Raw genomic sequence first — 21,746 nt, forward strand, 5'->3', positions numbered from 1 at the left:
CTCCACCATGCTGAAAACCGCCTGCCAGGAACAACTCCTCCCGGGCGACACGCTCCAGGAGAAGTGGGCGTTCGCGCAGGACGCCGGCTACGACGCCGTCGAACTGCGCTCCAAGGGTGACTTCCACTTCCGCGACCGCCTTCCCGAGCTGAAGCAGGCCGCCGCCGACGGTGTGGTCATGCCGACCGTCTGCGTCGACATGCTCCACTTCTTCGCCGCGTTCGACGACGACCTGCGCCGCGACGCGCTGGAGCAGCTGAAGTCACAGCTCACCGTGGCAGCCGAGATCGGCGCGCTGGGCGTGCAGACCCCCGCCTCGTACGGCATGTTCTCGCGCAGGCTGCCGCCGTTCGAGCCGCCGCGCTCCGAGCAGCAGGACCGCGAGGTGCTCCTCGAAGGACTGGCCGAACTGGGCGAGCACGCACGCGCCGAAGGAGTCACCCTCTACCTGGAGCCGCTCAACCGCTACGAGGACCACATGGTCAACCGCCTCGACCAGGCAGCCGACCTGATCCGCACCGTGGGCCTTGACTCCGTGCGCATCGGCATCGACAGCTATCACATGAACATCGAGGAATCCGACCCGGCCGCCGCCATCATCGCCGCCGCCCCCTACATCGGGCACGCCCAGGTCAGCGACTCCAACCGGTTCCAGCCGGGAGCCGGTCACCTCGACTGGCCCGCCTGGCTCGGCGCCCTGCACACCATCGGCTTCGAGGGTTACCTCGCCGCCGAATGCCGGCTGACCGGCGACCCCGTCGAGGCGGTGCGCTCCATCCCCGCGTTCCTGCGGAGGTCCGGCGCGTGACCTCGCTGCTCGAAACCCCCGTGCCCGCCGCAGCCGATGACCTGACGCTTCGGCGCGGCGCGGCACGGGTCCTGCTCCGCAACTGGACCGGCATCTCCACCGTCCCCTCCCGCGGCCTGTACCCGCACCAGTGGAGCTGGGACTCGGCCTTCATCGCGATCGGCCTGCGCCATCTCTCCGTACGCAGGGCCCAGCGCGAGCTGGAGAGTCTGCTGGGCGCCCAGTGGGCCGACGGACGCGTCCCCCACATCGTCTTCAACCCGCTGGTGCCGCTGGACGCCTACTTCCCCAGCCCCGACTTCTGGCGCTCCTCCACGGCCGGCGCCGCCGCCGGAGCGCCCGCCTACACCCAGACCTCCGGCATCGTGCAACCTCCGGTCCACGCCCTGGCCGCCTGGCTGGTGCACGAGGCCGATCCGCAGTCCTCGCGCCGCCGGGGGTTTCTGCCCCGCCTGTACGGCCGGCTCGCCGCCTGGCACGACTACCTCACCGGGCCGCGCGACCTCGGTCACGGAGGGCTGGCTTCCATGGTGCATCCCTGGGAGCCCGGCATGGACAACAGCCCTTGCTGGGACGGCCCGTTGGCGCGCATCGACCCCGTGGCCCCCGGCTCCTACCGGCGCGCCGACCTCGACCACGGGCAGCCCGCCGAACGCCCCACCGACCTGGACTACGGACGCTATGTGCGGCTGGCCACCGACTACCGCGACAGCGGCTACGCGGACGCGGGCGGCAACCACACTTTCGCCGTCGAGGACCCGTGCGTCAACGCCCTGCTGATCGTCTCGGAACACGCCCTCGCCAAAATCGCTGCCGAAGTCGGCGCGAACCCGGCACCGCACGAAGAGCGGGCCGCCCGCCTGACGACCGCGCTGGTCGAGCGCCTCTGGTCGCCGGCCGACGGCATGTTCCTCAACCGCGACCTGGTCGGCGGCGAACTCATCGCCGACCGCAGCATCGCGGGCCTGGTGCCACTCATCGTCCCCGGCCTCCCCCAGGACATCGTCGACGCCCTGCTCACCACAGCGGCAGGACCCGGCTTCCGGCTCGGCTCGGTGCCCATGCTGCCCAGCTACGCCTTCGACGGGCACGCCTTCGACCCCTCCCGCTACTGGCGCGGGCCTGCCTGGTTCAACACCAGCTGGCTCCTGGAACACGGCCTGCGCCAGTACGGGCAGTCCCGCACGGCCGACGTGCTGCGTACGGCCATGCTCCGGGCCGCGGGCGCCACCGGCTTCGCCGAGTACGTGGACCCGGTCACCGCCCAGGCCCGCGGCACCCGCGACTTCGGCTGGACCGCGGCCCTCACCCTCGACCTGCTGGCCGGTCAGCGGCCCGCGGACCCCGGCCACCCAAGCCCCTCGAACGGAGCGCGTACGTGAACGGCGCAGCGGACACCACTCTGATCCACGGCGGCACCTTCGCCGTCCTGGGCGCCGACGGAGGACTGACCGGCCGCCGCGGCTCCTCGCCCGACGGGCTGTTCCACCGCGACGCACGCCATGTCAGCCGGTGGACCCTGACGGTCGACGGCACCGCGCCCCTCGTGCTCGTCCCCTGCACCGGCGAGGTGTCCGCCCAGTGTGCGCTCACCCCGCCGGGCACCCGCGACGAGCCCCCGGCCTACACCGTCTTCCGCGAACAGGCCCTCGCGGAAGGGTCCTTGACGGAATCCATCCAGCTGGTCAACAACCGCCCAGCTCCGACCACCGCCGTCCTCGGCCTGACCGTGGACGCCGACTTCGCCGACCAGCTCGAGCTCCGCTCCGACAAGCGGCACTACGCCAAGGACGGCGCCCGGCGCACCACGACGGTCGACCCCGACGGCATCACCTTCACCTACGAGCGCGACGACTGGCTCGCGCGCACCACGGTGTCGGCTGCCCCCGCGCCGACGACCGTGCAGCCGCAGGACGACACCGCTCACCGGCTGGAGTGGCACATCGAGTTGCCCGCGCACGGCTCCGCCCAACTGCTCCTGACCGCCACCGCCCACGCCCCCGGCGCGCCGGTGACCGCCACGGCCGGCACACCGTCCCAGGCCGCCGCCGACCTGGCCGCCGACCGCGCGGACTTCGTCGGCGCACCGCCGGCGATGCCGCCGAACGCCCCCGCCGGACTGGCCGCCGCGTGCGCCCAGGGGCTGAGCGACCTGGCGTCGCTGCGGGTCTCCGCTCCCGGCCCGGACGGGGAGAGCGTGCGCGTGCCGGGCGCCGGGGTCCCGTGGTTCCTGTCCCTCTACGGGCGGGACTCGCTGCTCACTTCCCTCTTCGCGCTCCCCTACCGGCCACAGCTGGCGGCGGGCACGCTCAGCGCCCTCGCCGCGACGCAGGGCACCACGTACGACGCCTTCCGCAACGAGCAGCCGGGCCGCATCGTCCACGAGATCCGGCACGGCGAGCTGGCCCACTTCCACCAGGTGCCCTACGGCCGCTACTACGGCTCGGTGGACTCCACGCCGCTCTTCCTGGTGCTCCTGGACAGCTACACGCAGGCAACCGGCGACCACGGCCTCGCCCTTCGCCTGGAGAAGCAGGCACGGGCCGCCGTGGCCTGGATGTTCGGTGACGGCGGTCTGGACGATCGCGGCTACCTGGTCTACTCGCCCGACCCGCAGGGCCTGGTCAACCAGAACTGGAAGGACTCCGCAGGGGCGATCTGCTTCCGTGACGGCACACAGGCCGAAGGGCCGATCGCCGTCGCCGAAGCGCAGGGCTACGCCTACGACGCGCTCGTACGGACCGCGCGCCTCGCCCGCTCACTGTGGGACGACGCCCCCTACGCCGACCGGCTCGACGAGGCGGCGGCCCAGCTGCGAGCACGCTTCGCACGCGACTTCTGGATGGCAGGACCCGACTTCCCGGCTCTCGCACTGGACGGCGAGGGGAGGCACGTCGACTCCCTGGCTTCGGACGCCGGCCACCTCCTGTGGTCCGGCATCCTCGACGCGGCACAGGCCCGTCGCGTGGGCCAACGCCTGCTGGAGCCCGACTTCTTCACCGGGTGGGCCATCCGGACGCTGGCGTCGGGGCAAGCCGGATACCACCCGCTCTCCTACCACCGCGGCACCTGCTGGCCGCACGACAACGCGGTGATCCTGCTCGGTCTCGCCCACTGCGGCCTCACCCACGAGGCACTCAGCATCGCCCACGGTCTGGTGGCCGCGTCCACACACCAGAACCACCGACTGCCCGAGGTCATGGCAGGGTACGACCGCACCCAGCACCAGCAGCCGGTCCCCTACCCCCACTCCTGTTCCCCGCAGGCGTGGGCCGCGGCAACGCCGCTGGCCGTCCTCACCGCCCTGAACACGGTGTCGTAGCGGCCGGGTCGATCACGTCGCCGTCCGGACCTGTCCGGCACGGGAGATGAGGTGGAAGTGACGGGCGACGCGCCGGTAGGGGTCGATCCGGCCGGCTTCCCACTCCGCCTGCAGCACCTGGGCGAAGTCGTCACCGGAGCTCTCGTCCTCGAGATGGTCGGTGAACACCCGCACCCCGTACCACTGCAGAAGTTCCAGGTCGTGTTCGGCGAAGATCCGCAGGACCATCGCGCGGTCCACGCCGCGGCTGACCGTGCCGATGCTGTTGTCCTCGACCGGGCTGTGCAGCGCTTGCAGCGCGCCGCTCCAGTCACGGGCCAGTCCTCGTCGTATGGCCAGGGCGTCGGCCTGATAGGCGAGGACGGAGATGATGCCGCCGGGCCGCAGACACTGGGCCAGCACGCGCAACAGCGGAGCCGGGTCCTCGAGGTACATCAGGACGCCGTGGCACAGCACCGCATCCCAGCCGGTGCCGACCAGCTGCGGGGCCTGTTCGCCGAAGCCGCGGCGGAAGGTGATGCTGCCCGGTGCGTCGTTCGCGTGCGGCAGCCAGGAGGAACGAGCTCTGGCCAGCATGGCTTCGTCGGGGTCGAGCACGGTGACGTGGTGGCCGCGCCCGGCCAGCATCCGGGCCTGGACGCCGGTGCCGCCGCCGACATCGAGTATCTGCTGCGGCCGTCCGTCCGGCAGGTGCTCGGCCAGCGCACGATCGACGAGCTGGTGTCGGACAGCGCCGCGGAGCGTACTGCTGCGACGGGCGTAGCGGTCGGCGAGGGGTTCACCGGGGCGGTCAGGCGTGGTCCAGGTATTCATCATGGGGATCTCTGAATCTGGGGGCGGGGGGGGTGCGTCTCGTGCCGGGACAGCGGGGCAGGCGTGGCCCGTGGCGAGGCTGCCGCGAGGGTGATCCGCACTGCACCCCCTGCCCGCACCACGCGTTGCTGACTGCTCGGCGACACACCTTGGCCAACGAAGCAGAGTTCCACAGGAAACGGCCCAACTCCCGCCGGGCGCAGCCCTCTTGTCGACTTCGGGCCGCCTGCCGCACCAGGCCCGGCGGGTCCAGCGAGCCGGTCAGCCAAGTGCGCGAGCCCGCTCGAGCACCTCGGCAGGCGCCTTGGCCACCGAGCCGGTGTCGAAGGGGGGCTGCGGATCGTACTCGGTGTAGAGCTGGATCGCCTGCGCGGTCACCTCGTCGCTGAGCAGAGCGGCCAGTTGGATGGCCATGTCGATGCCGGAGGAGACCCCGGCCGAGGTGATCATCCTGCCCTGCCGGACCACACGCTCGGAGGTGTAGCGGGCGCCGTACGACTCCAGTTGCGCGGCCGCGTCCCAGTGCGTGGTGGCGGTCAGGCCGTCCAGCAGGCCGGCCGCTCCCAGCACGAGGGAGCCGGTGCAGACCGAGGTGGTGAAGCGGGTACCGGCGTGGATCCGGCGCACCCAGTCGAGGAAGGCGTCATCGGCCGCCATGGTCAGGAAACTGCCCCCGCCCGGGATCAGCAGGACGTCGCAGGCTGCCACCTCGGCGTATCCCGTCGCGACGTGCACCGGCAGGGAGCCCAACACGTCCTGCACCAGGCCCGGTTCAGCCGTGACGAACCGCACGGTGGCCTCGGGGACGTACCCGAGGATCTCGTACGGACCGATCGCGTCGAGCGGCTCGAAGTCGTCGAAGAGCGGGATCACTATGTCCATGCGCCGCAGCCTAGCCACCGCACCGCCGGGCCTCGCCGAGGCCGCCGCCCCTCCCCCACCGTCCGTGGGCGGCGGTGGAGAGGCGGCGGGAGTGGGCCGGTGGCTCAGGTCCCGCAGTTGCCCGATGCCGGCTCGCCGGCGAAGCGTCGACCCAGCCACTCAAGTGCCGGGCCATTGCCCTGAATCGCCGTTCCCACATGGGACTGCCCGGCGAAGGATTTCCACTCCACGGCGTTGCCCTTCGCGCACCAGTCGGCCCGCAGCTTCTGCCCGACCGCGTAGGGGATCGTCTCGTCCGCGTCGCCGTGGTAGACGAAGGTCGGCGCCGACGGGCTCTTACTGCCGATCAGCTGCTTGGCGATGGCCTTCTTCCAGTTGGGCCGGTCCAGCGGATTGGATGTGGTGACGTCCTCGATGGTCTTGCCGCGCCCTGCCTCCAGGACCGTGCCGACACACTCGTTGCGCACCACCTCGGCGAGCCTGCGGCCCTCCTTGGTGAGGTACTTGTTGAGGGCCAAGGACGGGTCGGCGGCGTTCTGGCCGACGGCGGACATCAGCAGATAGCCGGCGCTGTCCCCGCCTTCGAGCGATTCGGCGACCTTGGCGAGATCGGCGGGGACCCCGCCGCTCGCCGTCCCCTTGACCTTCAGTTCGGGGGCGTACGTCGCGGCCATCTCGGCGGCCTTCGCGCTCGCGCCGCCGCCCTGCGAGTAGCCCATGATCCCGACGGGCGCGCCCGCGGAGACCCCGTACTTCGCCGCCCCCGGGTGCCGCTGCGCCGCGCGCGCCGCGTCGAGGACGGCGCTGCCCTGCGCCTTGGCGACCATGTAGGTGTGGTCCCCGGGGGTGCCGAGGCCTTCGTAGTCGGTGACGACGACGGCGTAACCCCGCACCAGCGCGGCGTTGACGAGCGGCGCCTCGGCCGTCGTACCGCCCGGGAAACCGGCGGAGGGCGCGCACTTGTCGCCGAGGCCGACTGTGCCGACGGCGTAGGTGATCAATGGGCGCGCGGTCGCTTTGCCGTCGTCGGGGACGATCACGGTGCCGGAGACCGTGTTGGGTCGTCCGTCGGCACGGGTCGACCTGTAGGTGATCTTCCAGGCCTTGGTGGGGGTGGGGACGCCGGGTGTGTACTGGAACGAGGACGGCTTCGAGCTGAGAATCCTGCCGGGGGTCTTCTTCTTGCCGGGGTGCTTCCTGGCCTGGCCATGGCCGTGATGCTTGTGCTTGCCGTGCTGCGCGGCGCTGGGGGCCTTTCCGGCAGCCTGCGCCGCCGATTCGGCCGCGGGGGCGGCGTGTGGGGCGCCGGCCGGCGCGTGCGCGCTCTCGGCGGCAGCGGACCCGGGAAGCCCGAGCACCGCGACCGCGAGGACGGCGCTCGCGGCCACCGGTCGTCTGCGTAGGGCTGACATCATGCGGCTCTCCCAACTCTCCTGTGGGCAAGGGGGGTTGGCCAGCACCGTACTGACCCGTCAGTAATACGGCCATAGATGTGCGGGTGCGGCAACGGCCGACCTTGGTGCCCGCGACTCCCCCAAAGCCACGCGGCCCACGGCATATCGCCTGGTGGCAGCGGTGATCCGGGCCCTGAGAACGGCCTGCGCCGTGGTGCGGGCGCCCACTCCGGATCGCAAAAGATCTAGGAGATCGAGGGCGCGCGGTTATACGCTCTCTGGACCTTTCGGCGCCCTGAGCCATGCGCGGGCGTGCCCGAGGGCGGTCTGTCGGCGTCGCGAGGTGGGCCACTTGCCGCACAGCCACCATGGGGGAAGGGTTCGCAGTGAACAACAAAGAGGCCCAGCAGCACCTGCTGCGGCGTAAACGCGAAGCGATAGACCCGGTCGAGCTCGGCTGGCCACAGCGTGCCGGACGAGGGCGCCGCGCCAAAGGCCTCTCGCAGGTCCAGGTCGCGCGGGCCCTGCATGTGTCGGAGCGTACGTACGCGGCTCTCGAACGCGGCACCATCGCGTCCCCGACCCCGGAGCTCCTGGACTCCGTGGCGCGGGTGCTGCGCATGGAGGACCGCGAGCGCTCGGCCCTCTACGCCTACGCCCTGGGGCACGAGCCGCCGACTTCCATGGATCCCGCGGCGGGAACGGACGTGCCGAGCGCCTGGCGGAAGGCCGTGCGCAAGGTGACCGGGCAGCCCTGCTACATCAACGACATCGCGTGGAACATCCTGGCGGCCAACGACGATTTCATCCACATGTTCCCGCAGGAACCGGGCAAGCCGCCCCGCCTGCCGGAACAGAACCTCATGCGGTGGATGCTGCTGCGCGAGGAGGCACGCGAACACCACTTGGTGGACTGGGAGAAGCGGTGGGCCGAACCGGTGGCCGCGAAGCTGCGGACCACGGTGGCCGCGCACCCCCAGAACGAAAACCTCCGGCTCCTTGCCCAGGAGGTCAGCGACGACCCGGTCGCGGGGCCGATCTACCACAACCGCAACATCGCCTACGTACAGCCCGACGGGGACGAACGCCCCATGCGGCACGCCGGTTTCACCGCCCCGGAGGGCGCCGCCGACCTGCGGGACCCCTGCTGCGACCGGCACACCCCCTCACAGCTGGGCAACGTGACGATGTGCACGGCTCAGCCTGACGCCTCGCCTGGAGCGCGGTTCTTCTTCCTCGTCTTCGAGCCGCTGGCGGCTGCGTCCTGCCCGGAGCACCGACGGGCGAGATGAACAGTGATGTCGGCGGCGACCTCGACCGTCTCCGGCAGGGCTTGTGCGATGTGCCGCAGCACCTGCTTTCGCTCCGCGGGCGGCAGCATCAGATAGGCCGAGATGGTGGAGAGTTGGCCGACGTAGTCTGCGGCACTCATCGTCAGGCGCCTGCGCACCAGGGACTGCCGGACGTCGGTGAACAACGCGGTGTGTTGCAGCTCCGTACCCGGCCACTGCATGTCCTGCTCCGGAGGCGTTCCGTCCGGGGACGGAATCTCATCACTCTCCAGGAACGGCGCTCGCGCCACCCGGACTGCCTCCCGCACCGCTGGGTCTGCCAAGGACATCGGCCCACCGAACGAGGCGAACACGCCACCCGGCTCCAGGAGCGCGGCCACGCGTGACCAGCGGCCCTCCGGTCTCGTCCAGTGCAGCGCTGCTGCCGCATACACCAGCCCGTACGTGTCACCCGCTCGCAAGTCCTCGAACGCGGCCCGCACCGTCCGGACACCTGCCGGGACGTGCTTGCGCAGCTCGGCGAGCATCTCCCCATCGGGGTCGGTCGCGGTGACCGCGACGCCCCGCCGGGCGAACAGGCGGGTCGCCTTGCCTGTCCCGGCGCCGATCTCAAGGGCGCTCCGAACCGGCCCGCCCGCGTACGCCATCACTCTGTCGACCAGCTCCGCGGGATACCCCGGCCGAAACCGCTCGTACGTATCCGCCATCGATCCGAAGCTCAGCGCGCGATCCGGCATACGGAGCATCTTGGCACGATCCCTTGCGCCACCGGCCGCCCGGAACACGACGCCGACCTCGCTCTAAGGTGTCCCCATGGCCGAAAGTGACGCGACGACATCGCCGACAGTGCTGCCCGCCCACGCGATCGAGGTCGGTGTCGGGCCGCTGGACCGGCCGGCCCGGAACTCGGTGGGCGGTCGGCCGTTCCTCGATGAGGCCCAGCCATGGCCCGAGTGCTTCTGCGGCGAGCGGATGGCCCTGTTCTTCCAGCTCGACATACCCCTGGATGTGGAGCACTTCGGCGGAGACCACCTGCTGGTCTTCCACTGCCGCACGCACAACGACCCGTCCGACCCCCAGCTGTCCGGAGGCCGGCTCGTGCCCCGGTACTGGGATGCCCCGCAGCCGCCCCACCCACGTCCGTTCTGGCGCGTACTGCTCCAGCGCGCCGCCGAGCCGGTGTCCGAGGCGGAACCGTCGCTGAGCGCCCTGCCCCTGACACTCAAGGCCTTCGTGGACACCCCTGACTCACAAGGTCTCGGCTCCCAGACGTTCAAGGTCGGCGGTACGCCGTCCTGGGCGCAGGAACCCGAGCACTACACATGTGCGTGCGGGGCGGAGCTGGTGTACGTCTGCCAGGTGCCCGAGGGCATGGAATTCGGCGGCGACACCGATGCCCTGTTCCTGGGCAACGAGATCTACCTCCTTGCGTGTCCGGACCACTGCGATCCGGCCGCGGTGTGGCCGGTGACCCAGAACTGACCCCCGGCCTCACCGCGTCGCATCCCGTCGCGTCGCCGCCGACCCCGGGACGGACGTCAGGCCTTCTGCTTCCCCTGCTTGATGACCTTGCTGGTCATGTCCACCGTGTCGGCGGCCTCGGGTGCCTCCACGGCGACATCGGTGCCGAAGTCACTGAAGTTCATGACCACCTTCGCCTTGACCTTCTTGCCGGAGGACGCCTTCGACGTGCCGCCGCCCTCACCCGACATCGACAACTCCATCTGCTGACGCCTCGTCAGGCCCTTGCCGTCGATCCACAGGTCCATCGGAAGGGTGTCGCCGAGCTGCTGCCGGAGCATCTTCCGCTGCTCCGGGTTGCCCTTGGCCAGCTTCTTCACGTCGACCGCGACCCGGTAACGCGTGGTCTGCACACCTCCGACCCGCTCTTGGCCGACCTTCTTCACGTCCTTCTCGGACAGCGAACCGGTGTAGGAGAACGAGTCCGCGGGATCACTGACCTGGGCCCCGCCCGACCCGCCGGCGGCCTGCAGCCGCTTGAGGTCGATCTTCATCCATGTCTTGCCCCCGGGCAGCCCGCCGCTGCCCTTGGGAGGCTTCTGGTACAGGACCTTGTCCACGATCCGCTGCTCGATCCGCTGCCCTTGCTGACCCAGCTCGATCCGGCTCTTCCCGTCGCCGAAGTCCATCACTCCGGCTCCCTCGACGGTTTCGCTGCGGCCGCCCGAACTGGCCGTCGACACGACCTTCACCTGGGCCGAACCCGCCTTCGACGTCTTGTCGTTGGTGGCCTGCACCACCTGCGCCGGGGATTTCGCACGGGCGTCACCCGCCGATCGTGAGCCTTGGTCGCCGTCGTCTCCGGAACCGCAGCCCGTCAGGCCGGTGGCCCCCAGCAGACCGGCCGAGCCAAGGAGTGCCAGACGGGAAGCGCGGGACGTAACGTTGATCATCGGATCCACCCCTCGATACAAGTACTGAGCCTGTGTCAGGTCTGCGCTCAGGTGCCCCATGCATGACACCCCACGCATTCGGTGGATCTTTCTACGCTCCCTGCAGTAGACAGAACGACTGCTTCGGTCAGGACCCGTGCTGCTCCGTGTAGTGCGCGCGGAGCAGGTCGGCGCCCCAGTCGTGGCGGATGTGCCGCCAGACCGAGTGGGCGTGGTTGCCGTCGTCCTGGGTGTTGTCGTACTCGATGAGGAAGTCCGGGGCCCGCACGCAGTAGTAGTGCTGTTCCCCGGGCTCGCGGCCACCGGCCCAGGCGAACGAGAGGGCGTCCAGTCCCTGTTGCACGGTGTCGGACCAGCACTGGCGCGCATACGCGGCGGGCGCGCGGTCCAGGTAGCGGCGCACCAGGCGCTCGAGCATGTCCTGTTGGCCGGTGGTCATGTCGCCGTACGTCAGACCGGTCGGCAGCCGGGCCGGATCGGCGAACGGATCATCGCGCGTCAAGATGTCGTCCGGCGGGGCCGCGGCGAAGACGGCTTTGCCCCGCCGCCCGTCGTCCAGGTCCGTGACCAGCTGCCGGGCCAGGTCCTCCTCCGGACCCAGCAGACGGCGCCCGGCCTGCGGGCCGTCGGGGACGCGCGCCGGTTCCGAACCGATGAAGTGCGGTGTCACGCGCATCCCGGTCGCCGTGACCAATACATGCACGGCGAGATGGTGGCCGTTCATCCGCCAGCCCCAGGGGCCGCCGTCGTCCGGGTCGCCCAACAAGCGCACCCAGTAGCGGTCGCCGCCCGTGCCACCGACCGACGCGCGGCGATACCGCTCCACTTCGATCGCCCCGCGAGCCAGCTCCGCGCCGGCGGCGCTGTGCGCCGCAGTCAGCACGGCATCGACGGCCGCGCGCTGGTGGCTGTCCAGGTTCTCGGTGGACAACCCGGGGCGCGAGCCCGGCAGATACGTCCACTCCCGCAGCTCGGGCGCGTCCAGGCGCGCAGGCGCGGCGCGCAGCACACGCACCTGCTCCGGTTCCAGCACGCGCAGCAGCTCACGGACGGCTTCCCGCACCTCCGCGGCCGCCGCCTCCCACCGATATACGTCCACCGTTCCTCCTCCCCCACCGCGCCGTCCCCGGCGCTCCCGCGAGGCGATGTCGTCCCCTGGGGCCCATGATGCGTCATCCGGCCGGACCGCGACACCGGATCCCGGCCCGCCGCCCACCGGCAGCAGTTGGCCATCCAGGGGTCCACCTGCAGTGCCCGCGCGTCCACTGCGTCGGCCACGGCCGCGCAGTCGGCCCCTGGCCCGGGCATCTCGACCTCGATGCCCGCGCGCCGCGCGAGCGCGAGCGCTGTCGCCACGAACCCTTCAGAGAGAGTGCGGATCACGGGGTGGCGCGTCCGGCAATGCCGGTCGGCCAGGCCCTTCGCGCAGCCTTACATGGCCGCGGTCCTGATGGCGGTGCGGGTGCCGGGGCCGTAGACGCCGAGTGGTTCGGGGATGGCTTGTGCCTGTTGCATGCGCGCGACCGCGGCTGCGACGTCGTGGCTGTAGTAGCCGTCCACAGGGCCCGTGTAGAGGCGGAGTTGTCGCAGCTGCTCCTGCAGCTGCCGTACGGAGCCGCCTGTGTTGCCCACGCGCAGCACGCTGGATGTGTTGTCGGCCGACGTCCTCGCGTGGTCAGGGGTGGCGTCGGAGTGCGCCGGGGGGCTCGGAGGCGTGGGCTTGCTGGGGGGTGTGGCAGGCGCCCTGTCGGGCGCGGGTGGGGACTGGCGGTGGGGAGCTGCCGGTTGCTGCGCGGGTGGCGCGGCATGCGGCCTGACCGGGGCGGGGCCGTGGGTCTGGGCCAGGAGCGCGGCGGTGAGGGTCAGCAGGGCCGCGGAGGCGTAGCCGTACGAGAGCGGTGGGATGCTCCGTCGGGATCTGGGCGCGCCGTGGCGGGAGATGGGCAGGCGCGGCTGTCGACGCGTGGCGGCGGCCGCGCGATGGCGCCCTTTCGTGTCTCTGTCGGGAGGGGGCGACGCGCTTGCGGGTGTCGTGTACGTCGGCCCGTCCACCGGGCGCGGGACCCTGAACGCCGTACGCGGTCGGCGGTCTGTTGTCCGCGTCAGGTAGGCGGAAAGCGCCGGGTACATGGACGGGTCTGGGACGGTTGCTTCGGAACTCACACGACCGAACGTAGACGTCAGCGCGCCGCCGATCTCTCGCTGAAGGCCCCGGGACGTGATCCTTAAGGTTGCGTTGACCGCTGTCTCAGGACCGGATAAGCGCAGCCCGCGATGCCTGGTCGCCCGTCGCCCGCGCGTCAGGCACTGATCGTGTCGTGGCGGCCCTCGTTGTGGTCCTCGGGTCGAGCCCCGGCATCCGCATACATGGCGCGGCCGGCTTCGTCCCTCAGCAGCAGGGACAGGAGCGAGGCGACGGGCAGTCCGGACTCGGCCGGGTGGCGCAGTGCCTCGCTGGGCGCGATCCGGTAGGTGTTGCCGCGTCCCTGCCGGACGTGGGAGAGGTACCCGTCCTGCTCGAGATCAGAAATGATCTTCTGTACGGCGCGTTCGGTGAGCCGGCAGCGCGCGGCGATGTCGCGGATGCGGGCGTTGCGGTTGTCGGCGATGGCCGCCAGGACCCGCGCGTGGTTGGTGAGAAACGTCCATCCGGTGTGAGCCTCGGGCACTTCATCCATGCGCCAACTCTAGCGACCGGACGTACACGTTTTCAAAAACACGTACTCCTTTTCAGGTATTAGTTGACGTGCTTGGCCTGTGGAGTGCAGCCTAGGAGCGGCGCTGGGCAAGACGAGAGGGAGAGCCATGCCGGAGCCTGCACACTCAGAGCAGTTCCCCGGTGGGGAGGCTGCTGCGCACGCATGGGACACCCATCCGTTGCTGCCCCGACTTCAGTTGCCGGCCACGGTCGATACCGTGCCGGACGGCGCCCGGGTGACCGTGATCATGCGCGGAGAACTTGATCTGGATACCTGCCAGCAGCTCCGGCCCGACCTGCTGCGTGCCCTGAGCGTCTCGGCCAGAGGCATCGACCTGCATCTGAGGGAGGTGACCTTCTGCGACTGCTCGGGGACCAACCTCATGCTCGAGCTGCGCAAACTGGCGCTGCGACACGGCAAGACCGTGACGGTGCTCTCCAGCAGCCCCGCGGTGGACCGGGTGTTCGAGCTGACCGCGATTCGTGGTCTTTTCGAGCCGAGCGAGTCGCCTGACCGCGAGCCGTGCGCAGAGCTAAGCCACGGGAGCGAGCTCGAGGTGTGCGCCCCGCCACAGTCGGGGGCGGCACCGGCAGAGCAGCCCGGCGCCGCGCCGCAGCCGAGCTCGGCCGCCACCGCGCCTCCCGTGCCTCCGCCGGGCACATGACCTGAGGACAGGCCGTCGCGGCTCGCTTCGGCATGCGCGATGAGGGGGCAGCGCCAGAGATCTCAGCTCCAGTGATCACCGCCCGCCCGTTCCTCGGGCGTGCTCTCCCCCAGCCGCACGCTCAACCGATGTCGTCCAGGAACGGGATGATCGCGTCGAGGAAGTGCTCGTTCCGGTCGCCGGCCACCATGTGTCCCGCGCCTCGCACCTCCACCCGCCGCGCACCGGGGATCTGCTCGCAGAACTGCTCGGCGATGTCTTCGCGTACGACATCGCTGACCTGGCCCCGGACGAGCAGGAGCGGCACGTCGGCGTGGCGTCCGGCCGACAGCAGACGCTCCGCCATGCCCGGCGGGTCCATCCGGCCCTCGAAGCTGTCCAGCATCCTCGGGTCCCAGTGCCAGACCCACCGATCGCCCTGGCGCCGCAAGTTGTTCTTCAGGCTGGGGCTGACGTCCGGCCGGGGGCGCTGTGGGAGATAAGCGCCGACCGCCGCGGCCGCCTCCGCCACGCTGGAGAACCCCTCCGGGGCGCCGCGCATGAACCGCACGATCCGGCGAAACCCGCGGGGGTCGGGGCGGTGGGCGATATCGACGAGCACCAGAGCCCGAACCGCCGCCCTGGGGGATTCCCCGGCGGCGAGCAGCGCGCTCAGGCCGCCCAGCGAGGCGCCGACGAGCACCGGTCGGCCGCCGATCTCTGCGACCAGCGCCCGTACATCCTGTGCGAACAGGTCCAGATCGTAGTCACCGTCGGCCGACCATCCGCTGTCCCCGTGCCCGCGCAGGTCCGGGGCGATGACCCGCCAACCGAGCGCGGCCAGCCGAGGACCGGTACCGCCCCAGGCGTGCCTCGTCTGACCACCACCGTGCAGCAGGACCAGCGGCGGCCGGGACTCCTCGCCCCACACATCCGCCGTCAGCGCGAGTCCGCCGCCGCCCACGAAGCCGCGAGGCGCGGGACGTGCCCCCGCCGTCACCCCGTACTCCGGCGGCGCAGCGGCTCCAGCAGTTCTTCGCGGCAAGGGTCCGTGGCCGCCGCGGCCAGTGCGACATCCAGGGCGAACAGTGCGCGCGAAAGGAACCGGTCGGCGTCGATGAGGGCAGCCACCCACTGATGCAGCGCGCCCACGCATGCGGCGGCCACCACCGCGGCCAGCGCGTCGACGTCGACGTCCGCGCGCAACAGGCCCTGGGCCCGCGCTTCCTCCATCGCTGCACGGAGCCGGGTGAGCGGGCTGTGGTCGAGTACCAGACCGCTCGCCTCCCACGCGCGCACCATGCGACGCGAGACCACCGGATCGGCCACGAAGAGCTGCACCGTCGTACGGACGACCACATGCGGGTCGCCGGTCTGCTGCCCCGTCAGGCGGTGCTCCAGCTCCTCCATGAACCCGGCCGCGAGCGCCTCCCAGATCCTCTCGCGCGGCCCGATCAGGTTGTAGACGGTTGCCGGCGCCACCTCCGCGCGCTCGGCGATCCGCTCGACGCTGATCCCCGACTCCGGTCCCTCGCGCAGGAGTTCACGCACCGCCTCCACGATCCGTGAGCGCCGCCGTGCCTTGTGCCGCTCGCGCAGTCCTCCGTCGTTCCCCGGCACCATGGCCACCCCCACCACTCGACACCGCTCGAATTTAGAGAACTCTCTAAATTTAGGGGTGTCTTCAGGAGAGGGCAAGCACGGCGCCTGCCCTCCGCCTTCCCAGCTGCTGCCAGGCCCCGGGCCCTCACATGGGCAGAGAGAAGAGACGCACCGGCTCCGCAGGCCAGTACGCGTTGTCGCGCAGGGGCGTCACCATGGTCCGCAGCGGCATGGTCACCAGGCGGTCTTCGGGCTGTTCGACGAGGACGTCCTCGTCGATCGGGTGCCATCCGAGGCGCTGATACAGCGGCACGAGGGGCGGTCGGCAGAAGAGGAGCGCGTACTGCGGCCCTATGGTGCGCGCGTGGTCGAGCGCCGCGCCGAGGACGAGCCGAGCAAGCCCCCGGCCCCGCACGTCCGGCGCGACGGCCACGCCACCGACACCCACCACGTCCGTCCGGAGGTCGCCGACCGCAACCGGCAGCCGCAGCAGGCCCGCGTGCGCCACCAGCCGTTCGCCGAGCCTGACCCCGAAGTGTTCTTCCTTGGGCAGCCAGGTCAAGCCGGTCTCGGCAACGCCGAAGGGATCGCCCCCGCCGCCGAGGATCTCGCTCTGCTCCGTCTTCGTGTACCGGGCAAGCCGCACCGTGGTCGGCGCTGTCGAGGATTCGTTGTGCTCAGTCATCCCTACATGATGATCTCTCCCCGGCGCGGCGCCCATCGCCGTCAGCTGCCGCTGTCAGCTGCCGAAGGGGATGTCCTTCGGGGTGGCCATCCGGCGGGTGTCGGGGTGGGCCTTGACGTAGTCAGTGATGTACGAGAGCGATTCCCGTACCGCGCTGTCGTCGGTGCCGCAGCCCTTCGGGCCGTTGACGCCGTCGGGGTAGCACGACATCCGGTTGCCGTAGATCAGGCTGTCCACGGCGGCGCTGCCGTCGGCGGAGTCGAGCAGCGTGGCGGCGCGCTCCCCGTCGCCCTTGCTCACCGTCCAACCGACGGTCTGGGCAAGGCTTCCGGCATCCCTGGCCTGCCGGCCGGCCTCGAGCTCCTGGCGGATGCCGCCTAACTTCAGCGCCATGTTGAACAGGCCGTTGTCCATCACCCGCTGATTGCCGGGGACATCGGGTCCGTGCTCGGCGAAGCCGTCCCGGACCTGCGCGTAGCCGCCGCTGTAGCTGACCGCTTCCTTGGACTTCAGGTCACCGAGAAGGCTCTTCCAACCGCTGCCGCCCTCCGTGCCGTAGAAGCCGTAAAGGACCCGGATCCCCTTGCTCTCCAGCTTCTCGCGCGCCATGTCCCGCAGGGCGGCCACGGAGCAGTGACGCCACTCGGGGTCGCTGCTGTCGCACCAGTCGGGGTTCTTCATGTCGAGCCAGACGAAGGAGACGCGACGCCCGCCCTCGTGCTCCCTCGCCACCTGGTCGAACATGTCCGACATGGTGTCGCCGGCACTGGTGGGGGTGCCGTCGTGGTCCGCCCACCAGCCCTTGCGCCAGGCCGTGGCGTCGATCTCCAGTGCGTTGGCCCCGTTGGAGAGCGCCGTGGTCACCCCGCCCGTGGTCAGCACCCGGTGGGCGATGGCCCAGGTGGGGCGTTGCTCGGCCGCGTTCGGTGCGGCCTTGGAGGTCTCGTCCTTTGGTGCGGCCGTTGCGGCGCCGGTTCCCAGAGCGGCTGCGGAGACGACCAGGGCCAGCGGGAGCACTGCGGCGCGAAGCCGACGTGATGCGGTGATGAGGACGGGTCCTTCCTGTTCCCCGGGCTGCGGTGGTGCGACAGCCCGTCTTCCGTACGGTGGCTGCCTTTTGTACAGCCGGCGGGCCGACGGCCCGCGCCTGCAGCACCCTACGTCAAGTTACCCACGGGTAATAGTGGGATGCGTTCCGTCATGCGACCACCCCGGCGCGCCCGCAGGGACCCGGGGCCGCTCAGTAAGCGGGGACGAAAAGCGCCACGCCCAGGGCCACGACAGCGCACAGCGCTCCCGCCATGGCCAGGAGGATCGCCTGGGCCTGCACGGCATCCGCGTCCTCCCCCTCCCGAGGGGCACGGCTCAGGTCCCACACCGCTTGGATCTGCACAGACAATCCGATGACCACTCCGAGCAGGACGATGGCGTCGGTCATTGCAGTCTCTTTCCTCCGCGCGGCGACGGTCGCGCTCGGCGCGCTCGCAGCTCTCTTCCTGTTCTCTCTCCTGGCGCTCTTCCAGCAGCGCCTCCCAGGTGACCAGGGGGCTCGAGCATGCGCCGTACAGTCCGATGATCCACCGGCACCGCGTACCCTCCACGGTCAACGCGCCGCAGCGATTCGATCTCTCGCACGACCGACCCGAAGGACGCGGCCATTCGGCCGCTACGGCCGATGCATCGGCCCGGGATGTCACCGCACCACCGCGGAACCCGCACCAACGCGAGCCGCCCGAACCACCCGCCCCGAAGTGGCCTTCACCCGCCCGCAGATGGACAACTACTGTGTCTCCTGCCCGGCCCAGACCACCGACCGGCCACTGATCCGTCAGGCCGCCACCGTTGAGCAACTCCGCGACGTACCAGCCGAGATGGAGCCTGCCATTCCCTGCCGTCGACCGCCGCGCACCTTCGTGTCCCCCACATCTTGAGGAGCTCCCGCATGGACCAGCACCAGATCCTCGTCCTGGACGCCACCGGCAGCGACCGGCACGCGGAGGACGCCGAGTTACGCTCGCGTGGCCCGGCCGCCCGCGTCGACGTCCTGGGGGTCGAGGCATGGGCCGTGACCGACCCGGCCCTGCTCAAACAGCTCCTCACCGATCCGCGGGTCTCCAAAGACCCCCGCCGGCACTGGCCGCTGTTCCCCGACAAGATCCTCGGCACCTGGCCGCTCGCCCTGTGGGTAGCCGTCGACAACATGTTCACCGCCTTCGGAGGCGACCACCGACGCCTGCGGCGGCTGGTCAGCCCCGCCTTCACCGCGCGCCGCATCGCCGCCCTGCAGCCGCGCATCGAGGCGATATCCCACGCGCTGCTCGACGAGTTCGCCACCATCCCCGCCGGAGAACCGACCGACCTGCGCGACCGCTTCGCCTATCCGCTCCCCATCCGGGTCATCAGCGAACTCATGGGGCTTCCCGAGCACTCCCAGCCGGACTTCCGCCGTACCGTCGACGGCGTCTTCGACACCACGCTCAGCCCTGACCAGGCCGCCGACAACACCAAGGAGCTGTACGCGATCCTGGCCGACATGGTCGCCGCCAAGCGCGCCGAGCCCGGCGAGGACATGACCTCCGTACTCATCGCCACCCGCGACGACGCCGAGGGCGGCGACGGTTCCGCGCTGACCGAACAGGAACTCCTCGACACCCTCCTCCTCGTCATCAGCGCGGGCTACGAGACCACCGTCAACCTCCTCGACCAGGCCATCGCGGCGCTGCTCAGCCACCCCGAACAGCTCGCCCTGATCCGCGAGGGCAAGAACACCTGGGCGGACGTCGTCGAAGAGACGCTGCGCTACGAGGCGCCCGTCGCACACCTGCCCATGCGGTTCGCGGTCGAGGACATCTCGCTGGCGCAGGGCATCACCATCCGGCAGGGCGAGGCCATCCTCGCCTCCTACGCGGCGGCAGGCCGTCACCCCGACCTCCACGGCCCGAGCGCCGACACCTTCGACCTGACCCGGATCAGCAAGAACCACCTCGCCTTCGGCCACGGCGTCCACGTCTGCCTCGGTGCCGCCCTGGCGCGGACGGAGGCCGAGACCGCGCTGCGGGCGCTGTTCACCCGCTACCCGGATCTCGCCCTGGCCGCCCCCACGTCCACGCTGCGCCCCGGAGAGTCCTTCATCTCCAACGGCCACCGGGAACTGCCGGTCATCCTCCGCCCCGGCAAGGCGAACTGACGCACGATTCCGCCTCGGGTTCGGCATTTGGGGGAATCAGCGTGTCCGGGGTTCGGTCAGGGCGTTGACCAGCGCAGGCGCCAAAGAAGCGGGGTGCTCCGGCCGCGCGACGTCTGTTGAGGCTGGCTTGGCGCCTTCTGCCTGATCGAACCAAGGAGAAAGAAGTATGTCTGCCATGAAGAAGACGATGAGCGTGGTGCTGGCCACCGGTGGCCTCGTGATGGGCGCTGCTGGTCTGGCATCCGCTGACGCCGGTGCCCAGGGTGCTGCCGTGGGCTCGCCGGGCGTGCTCTCGGGCAACCAGGCTCAGGTCCCGGTCCACATCCCGGTCAACGTGTGCGGCAACACCGTCGACGTCATCGGCCTGCTCAACCCGGCGTTCGGCAACACCTGCGTCAACCGCTGAACAGCCTCATGACACCGTAAGAGCCCACCGGCTCGACGCGGCCTGAGCGAGCGTGCCACCGACCCTCCTTTTCGGTGGCACGCTCGCTTGTTCGTCTGCGGTCAGTTGCGCGGGCGCCACAACGCGGCCTGTGACCGGGCTCGTTCCGCAGGCATCTCGCGGACCAGGTGATAGAGGTTCTCGAAATACGCCTGCCACCGGTCGGGATCCGGCAGGGCACTCCGTGCACGCCGGGCCCGTTCTGCCCTCACCAGTGGCTCCATGTGCTCCCACACCGAGAGCACCGATCCTCCCAGGTAGCCGGAGACCGGCTCTATGGCCACCACTCCGTGGGTGACAAGAGCGCCGAGGTTGTCGTAGTACCAGCCCAGCTCGCGCACCAGGTCGCGGCCTTCCTGCGGAAGCCCGGCCAAGCCGAGGGAGAGGTCGTAGGCGGGCAACTCCTCATGTACGAAGCTCCGCGCTTGCGCCAGCCGCAGGCTGCGATGTTCCCGGAACAAGTCCACGATCACGGGCAGCGCGTTGGCGTGCTGCGAAAGCCTCAGTTGCCGTAGGGACACCAGCCCCGACACCCCGAAGGCCAGCAACGACACCACCAAGGCCGCGACTTCCACCAGCAAACTCCCCCGCCGTACCTCTACTTCGCCTCACCTCCCCACCCCTGCGCCCCATCACGCCACACCATCGCAGGAGAAGTCGGCTCAGCCGACGTCGATCGAGGTGACCTCATAGACGGCGGCGGAGCTCATGGACAGGCCGCGGCAGGTGAGTTGGCACGGTGGTGTGCGGTGGGAGTGCACCTCGACGTCGACGGACGTCGGATGGGGCGGGCGGCCGGTGAAGCGGATGCGCCAGTGGCTGTCTTCGCGGGCCGTGTCGACGACCTCGTAGTCGTGGCGGCCGGCCGGGCCGAAGCGTTCGAGTACGGCCGAGAGAGCAGCCTGCTGCGGCGGGAAGAGGTCCGTGTAGCCGCGCAGATGCTTCGCGTTGATGCGGTCGGCCAAGTGCTCCTCGATCACCGCCACCGATGAGGCGGCGTCGAGATTGCCGTAGTAGACGCCGTCGGGAGCGACGACGACGTTGGCCGCGAACCTGTCGCCGCCGACGTGGGTGCATTCCCACACCAGGTGCGGCCATCGCTCGCCGAGAGCACCTCCCACCGGGCGGCCGCGCACGGCGCAGCAGGTGTCGTGCCGGCCGTGGGCACAGACGAGGACGACGGGTGGGCAGCCGAGATCTCCGGGGGTCTTGAGGGCGTCGGCGATGCCCGCCAGGTCCTGGTCGTGGCTCCATGTGCCCCATCGCTGGCGGTAGGCGCCGGAGTTCTCGTGGCGCAGCACGGCCCAGCGTTTGGGGCCGTCGTGGTTGCGGCGTCCGGGCCGCCTGATGAGCAGTACGCGTGCCCGCACCGCCTGGGCGGCGGAGAAAACGAGCTTCTTGGTGGAAGGGTCGAGGTCGAGGCCGTCGAAGCCGTTGGCGGGCCAGCCGCCCCGGTATTCGATGAGGACCCAGACAGAGCCGTACGGTGCCGTTCCCGCGAGTGAGTCGGCGCGTTTGCGCGCGGCGTCGGCACAGAAGAAGCGTTCTGCCGCTGTCACC

The 21,746-nt window shown here is 70.5% G+C and carries 23 protein-coding genes and 1 pseudogene; 8 read left to right on the forward strand and 16 right to left on the reverse strand.

The features are described 5' to 3' along the window. The first annotated feature begins 7 nt into the window (after positions 1 to 7). Genes ACWD02_RS39290 through ACWD02_RS39300 form a run of 3 tightly spaced genes read left to right on the forward strand, consistent with a single transcriptional unit; the run spans position 8 to position 4,130 of the window. Positions 8 to 808, forward strand: coding sequence for a TIM barrel protein (locus ACWD02_RS39290; RefSeq protein ID WP_451220591.1), 801 nt, complete (start codon positions 8 to 10; stop codon positions 806 to 808). Next, complete coding sequence (locus ACWD02_RS39295; protein ID WP_451220594.1) at positions 805 to 2,190, forward strand: MGH1-like glycoside hydrolase domain-containing protein; 1,386 nt, start codon at positions 805 to 807, stop codon at positions 2,188 to 2,190. The genes ACWD02_RS39290 and ACWD02_RS39295 overlap by 4 nt, the downstream gene beginning before the upstream one ends. Next, positions 2,187 to 4,130, forward strand: a complete 1,944-nt coding sequence (locus tag ACWD02_RS39300) for an amylo-alpha-1,6-glucosidase (protein ID WP_451220597.1) — start codon at positions 2,187 to 2,189, stop codon at positions 4,128 to 4,130. Before ACWD02_RS39295 ends, ACWD02_RS39300 begins: the two co-directional genes overlap by 4 nt. A 12-nt stretch (positions 4,131 to 4,142) precedes the next feature. Here the strand turns inward: ACWD02_RS39300 and ACWD02_RS39305 are convergent, their stop codons facing one another. The 3 genes from ACWD02_RS39305 to ACWD02_RS39315 all read right to left on the reverse strand — a co-directional run bounded on the left by ACWD02_RS39305 (position 4,143) and on the right by ACWD02_RS39315 (position 7,240). Further along, positions 4,143 to 4,946, reverse strand: a complete 804-nt coding sequence (locus ACWD02_RS39305) for a methyltransferase domain-containing protein (RefSeq protein WP_451220600.1) — start codon at positions 4,944 to 4,946, stop codon at positions 4,143 to 4,145. 258 nt (positions 4,947 to 5,204) lie between these two features. Continuing rightward, complete coding sequence (locus ACWD02_RS39310; RefSeq protein ID WP_451220603.1) at positions 5,205 to 5,825, reverse strand: DJ-1/PfpI family protein; 621 nt, start codon at positions 5,823 to 5,825, stop codon at positions 5,205 to 5,207. 104 nt (positions 5,826 to 5,929) lie between these two features. Further along, a complete protein-coding gene (locus ACWD02_RS39315; protein ID WP_451220605.1) occupies positions 5,930 to 7,240 on the reverse strand; it encodes a lipase family protein in 1,311 nt (436 codons plus the stop codon). Between the two features lie 365 nt (positions 7,241 to 7,605). Between ACWD02_RS39315 and ACWD02_RS39320 the strand changes: the two genes are divergently transcribed. Continuing rightward, positions 7,606 to 8,511: an MmyB family transcriptional regulator gene (locus ACWD02_RS39320; RefSeq protein ID WP_451220608.1), complete on the forward strand. Its 906-nt coding sequence runs from the start codon at positions 7,606 to 7,608 to the stop codon at positions 8,509 to 8,511. On the opposite strand, the gene ACWD02_RS39325 is transcribed toward ACWD02_RS39320, so the two are convergent. Then, positions 8,418 to 9,248, reverse strand: a complete 831-nt coding sequence (locus ACWD02_RS39325; protein ID WP_451220611.1) for a class I SAM-dependent methyltransferase — start codon at positions 9,246 to 9,248, stop codon at positions 8,418 to 8,420. The genes ACWD02_RS39320 and ACWD02_RS39325 overlap by 94 nt on opposite strands. A 76-nt stretch (positions 9,249 to 9,324) precedes the next feature. Between ACWD02_RS39325 and ACWD02_RS39330 the strand changes: the two genes are divergently transcribed. Further along, positions 9,325 to 9,993 carry a hypothetical protein gene (locus ACWD02_RS39330; protein ID WP_451220614.1) on the forward strand — a complete coding sequence of 223 codons (669 nt, stop codon included), beginning with the start codon at positions 9,325 to 9,327 and terminating at the stop codon, positions 9,991 to 9,993. Positions 9,994 to 10,049: 56 nt separating this feature from the next. On the opposite strand, the gene ACWD02_RS39335 is transcribed toward ACWD02_RS39330, so the two are convergent. The 5 genes and pseudogenes from ACWD02_RS39335 to ACWD02_RS39355 form a co-directional block, all read right to left on the reverse strand. After that, positions 10,050 to 10,925: a hypothetical protein gene (locus tag ACWD02_RS39335; protein WP_451220617.1), complete on the reverse strand. Its 876-nt coding sequence runs from the start codon at positions 10,923 to 10,925 to the stop codon at positions 10,050 to 10,052. Between the two features lie 127 nt (positions 10,926 to 11,052). Then, a complete protein-coding gene (locus tag ACWD02_RS39340) occupies positions 11,053 to 12,024 on the reverse strand; it encodes a DUF3500 domain-containing protein (RefSeq protein ID WP_451220618.1) in 972 nt (323 codons plus the stop codon). A gap of 143 nt (positions 12,025 to 12,167) precedes the next feature. Further along, a pseudogene (locus ACWD02_RS39345) lies at positions 12,168 to 12,341 on the reverse strand (DUF6086 family protein); the annotation flags it as partial. 15 nt (positions 12,342 to 12,356) lie between these two features. Then, positions 12,357 to 12,557 (reverse strand): peptidoglycan-binding domain-containing protein, encoded by a 201-nt coding sequence (locus ACWD02_RS39350; RefSeq protein ID WP_451220621.1) that lies wholly within the window; start codon positions 12,555 to 12,557, stop codon positions 12,357 to 12,359. A 668-nt stretch (positions 12,558 to 13,225) separates the two neighbouring features. Continuing rightward, positions 13,226 to 13,603: a helix-turn-helix transcriptional regulator gene (locus tag ACWD02_RS39355; protein ID WP_451220624.1), complete on the reverse strand. Its 378-nt coding sequence runs from the start codon at positions 13,601 to 13,603 to the stop codon at positions 13,226 to 13,228. A gap of 127 nt (positions 13,604 to 13,730) precedes the next feature. Here ACWD02_RS39355 and ACWD02_RS39360 point away from each other — a divergent pair, with 127 nt between their 5' ends. Further along, a complete protein-coding gene (locus tag ACWD02_RS39360) occupies positions 13,731 to 14,288 on the forward strand; it encodes an STAS domain-containing protein (RefSeq protein ID WP_451220626.1) in 558 nt (185 codons plus the stop codon). Between the two features lie 121 nt (positions 14,289 to 14,409). Here the strand turns inward: ACWD02_RS39360 and ACWD02_RS39365 are convergent, their stop codons facing one another. From ACWD02_RS39365 to ACWD02_RS39385, 5 genes are all read right to left on the reverse strand, one after another. After that, on the reverse strand, positions 14,410 to 15,267 hold the full coding sequence (locus ACWD02_RS39365) for an alpha/beta fold hydrolase (protein WP_451220629.1): 858 nt from the start codon (positions 15,265 to 15,267) through the stop codon (positions 14,410 to 14,412). Continuing rightward, entirely contained in the window at positions 15,264 to 15,890 is a 627-nt protein-coding gene (locus ACWD02_RS39370; protein WP_451220632.1) for a TetR/AcrR family transcriptional regulator, read from the reverse strand. The genes ACWD02_RS39365 and ACWD02_RS39370 overlap by 4 nt, the downstream gene beginning before the upstream one ends. A 124-nt stretch (positions 15,891 to 16,014) precedes the next feature. Next, positions 16,015 to 16,554 carry a GNAT family N-acetyltransferase gene (locus ACWD02_RS39375; RefSeq protein ID WP_451220635.1) on the reverse strand — a complete coding sequence of 180 codons (540 nt, stop codon included), beginning with the start codon at positions 16,552 to 16,554 and terminating at the stop codon, positions 16,015 to 16,017. A gap of 54 nt (positions 16,555 to 16,608) precedes the next feature. After that, complete coding sequence (locus tag ACWD02_RS39380; protein ID WP_451220638.1) at positions 16,609 to 17,571, reverse strand: phospholipase; 963 nt, start codon at positions 17,569 to 17,571, stop codon at positions 16,609 to 16,611. Positions 17,572 to 17,794: 223 nt separating this feature from the next. Then, positions 17,795 to 17,992, reverse strand: coding sequence for a hypothetical protein (locus ACWD02_RS39385; RefSeq protein WP_363212987.1), 198 nt, complete (start codon positions 17,990 to 17,992; stop codon positions 17,795 to 17,797). Between the two features lie 504 nt (positions 17,993 to 18,496). Here ACWD02_RS39385 and ACWD02_RS39390 point away from each other — a divergent pair. Next, complete coding sequence (locus ACWD02_RS39390) at positions 18,497 to 19,741, forward strand: cytochrome P450 family protein (protein WP_451220641.1); 1,245 nt, start codon at positions 18,497 to 18,499, stop codon at positions 19,739 to 19,741. 175 nt (positions 19,742 to 19,916) lie between these two features. Further along, positions 19,917 to 20,147, forward strand: coding sequence for a chaplin (locus ACWD02_RS39395; RefSeq protein WP_371750002.1), 231 nt, complete (start codon positions 19,917 to 19,919; stop codon positions 20,145 to 20,147). A 101-nt stretch (positions 20,148 to 20,248) separates the two neighbouring features. Here the strand turns inward: ACWD02_RS39395 and ACWD02_RS39400 are convergent, their stop codons facing one another. Together ACWD02_RS39400 and ACWD02_RS39405 are read right to left on the reverse strand one after the other, a co-directional pair. After that, complete coding sequence (locus ACWD02_RS39400) at positions 20,249 to 20,761, reverse strand: DUF4760 domain-containing protein (protein WP_451220643.1); 513 nt, start codon at positions 20,759 to 20,761, stop codon at positions 20,249 to 20,251. Positions 20,762 to 20,848: 87 nt separating this feature from the next. Next, positions 20,849 to 21,745, reverse strand: a complete 897-nt coding sequence (locus ACWD02_RS39405) for a sucrase ferredoxin (protein ID WP_451220646.1) — start codon at positions 21,743 to 21,745, stop codon at positions 20,849 to 20,851. Position 21,746 lies beyond the last annotated feature (1 nt).

It is taken from the genome of Streptomyces sp. NPDC002853, assembly GCF_053591915.1.

Coding starts and splice junctions, on each gene's coding strand:
- ACWD02_RS39290 (WP_451220591.1), top strand. CDS start 8: ATGCTGAAAACCGCCTGCCAGGAACAACTCCTCCCGGGCGACACGCTC.
- ACWD02_RS39305 (WP_451220600.1), bottom strand. CDS start 4,946: ATGATGAATACCTGGACCACGCCTGACCGCCCCGGTGAACCCCTCGCC.
- ACWD02_RS39310 (WP_451220603.1), bottom strand. CDS start 5,825: ATGGACATAGTGATCCCGCTCTTCGACGACTTCGAGCCGCTCGACGCG.
- ACWD02_RS39315 (WP_451220605.1), bottom strand. CDS start 7,240: ATGATGTCAGCCCTACGCAGACGACCGGTGGCCGCGAGCGCCGTCCTC.
- ACWD02_RS39325 (WP_451220611.1), bottom strand. CDS start 9,248: ATGCCGGATCGCGCGCTGAGCTTCGGATCGATGGCGGATACGTACGAG.
- ACWD02_RS39330 (WP_451220614.1), top strand. CDS start 9,325: ATGGCCGAAAGTGACGCGACGACATCGCCGACAGTGCTGCCCGCCCAC.
- ACWD02_RS39335 (WP_451220617.1), bottom strand. CDS start 10,925: ATGATCAACGTTACGTCCCGCGCTTCCCGTCTGGCACTCCTTGGCTCG.
- ACWD02_RS39355 (WP_451220624.1), bottom strand. CDS start 13,603: ATGGATGAAGTGCCCGAGGCTCACACCGGATGGACGTTTCTCACCAAC.
- ACWD02_RS39360 (WP_451220626.1), top strand. CDS start 13,731: ATGCCGGAGCCTGCACACTCAGAGCAGTTCCCCGGTGGGGAGGCTGCT.
- ACWD02_RS39370 (WP_451220632.1), bottom strand. CDS start 15,890: ATGGTGCCGGGGAACGACGGAGGACTGCGCGAGCGGCACAAGGCACGG.
- ACWD02_RS39375 (WP_451220635.1), bottom strand. CDS start 16,554: ATGACTGAGCACAACGAATCCTCGACAGCGCCGACCACGGTGCGGCTT.
- ACWD02_RS39385 (WP_363212987.1), bottom strand. CDS start 17,992: ATGACCGACGCCATCGTCCTGCTCGGAGTGGTCATCGGATTGTCTGTG.
- ACWD02_RS39390 (WP_451220641.1), top strand. CDS start 18,497: ATGGACCAGCACCAGATCCTCGTCCTGGACGCCACCGGCAGCGACCGG.
- ACWD02_RS39395 (WP_371750002.1), top strand. CDS start 19,917: ATGAAGAAGACGATGAGCGTGGTGCTGGCCACCGGTGGCCTCGTGATG.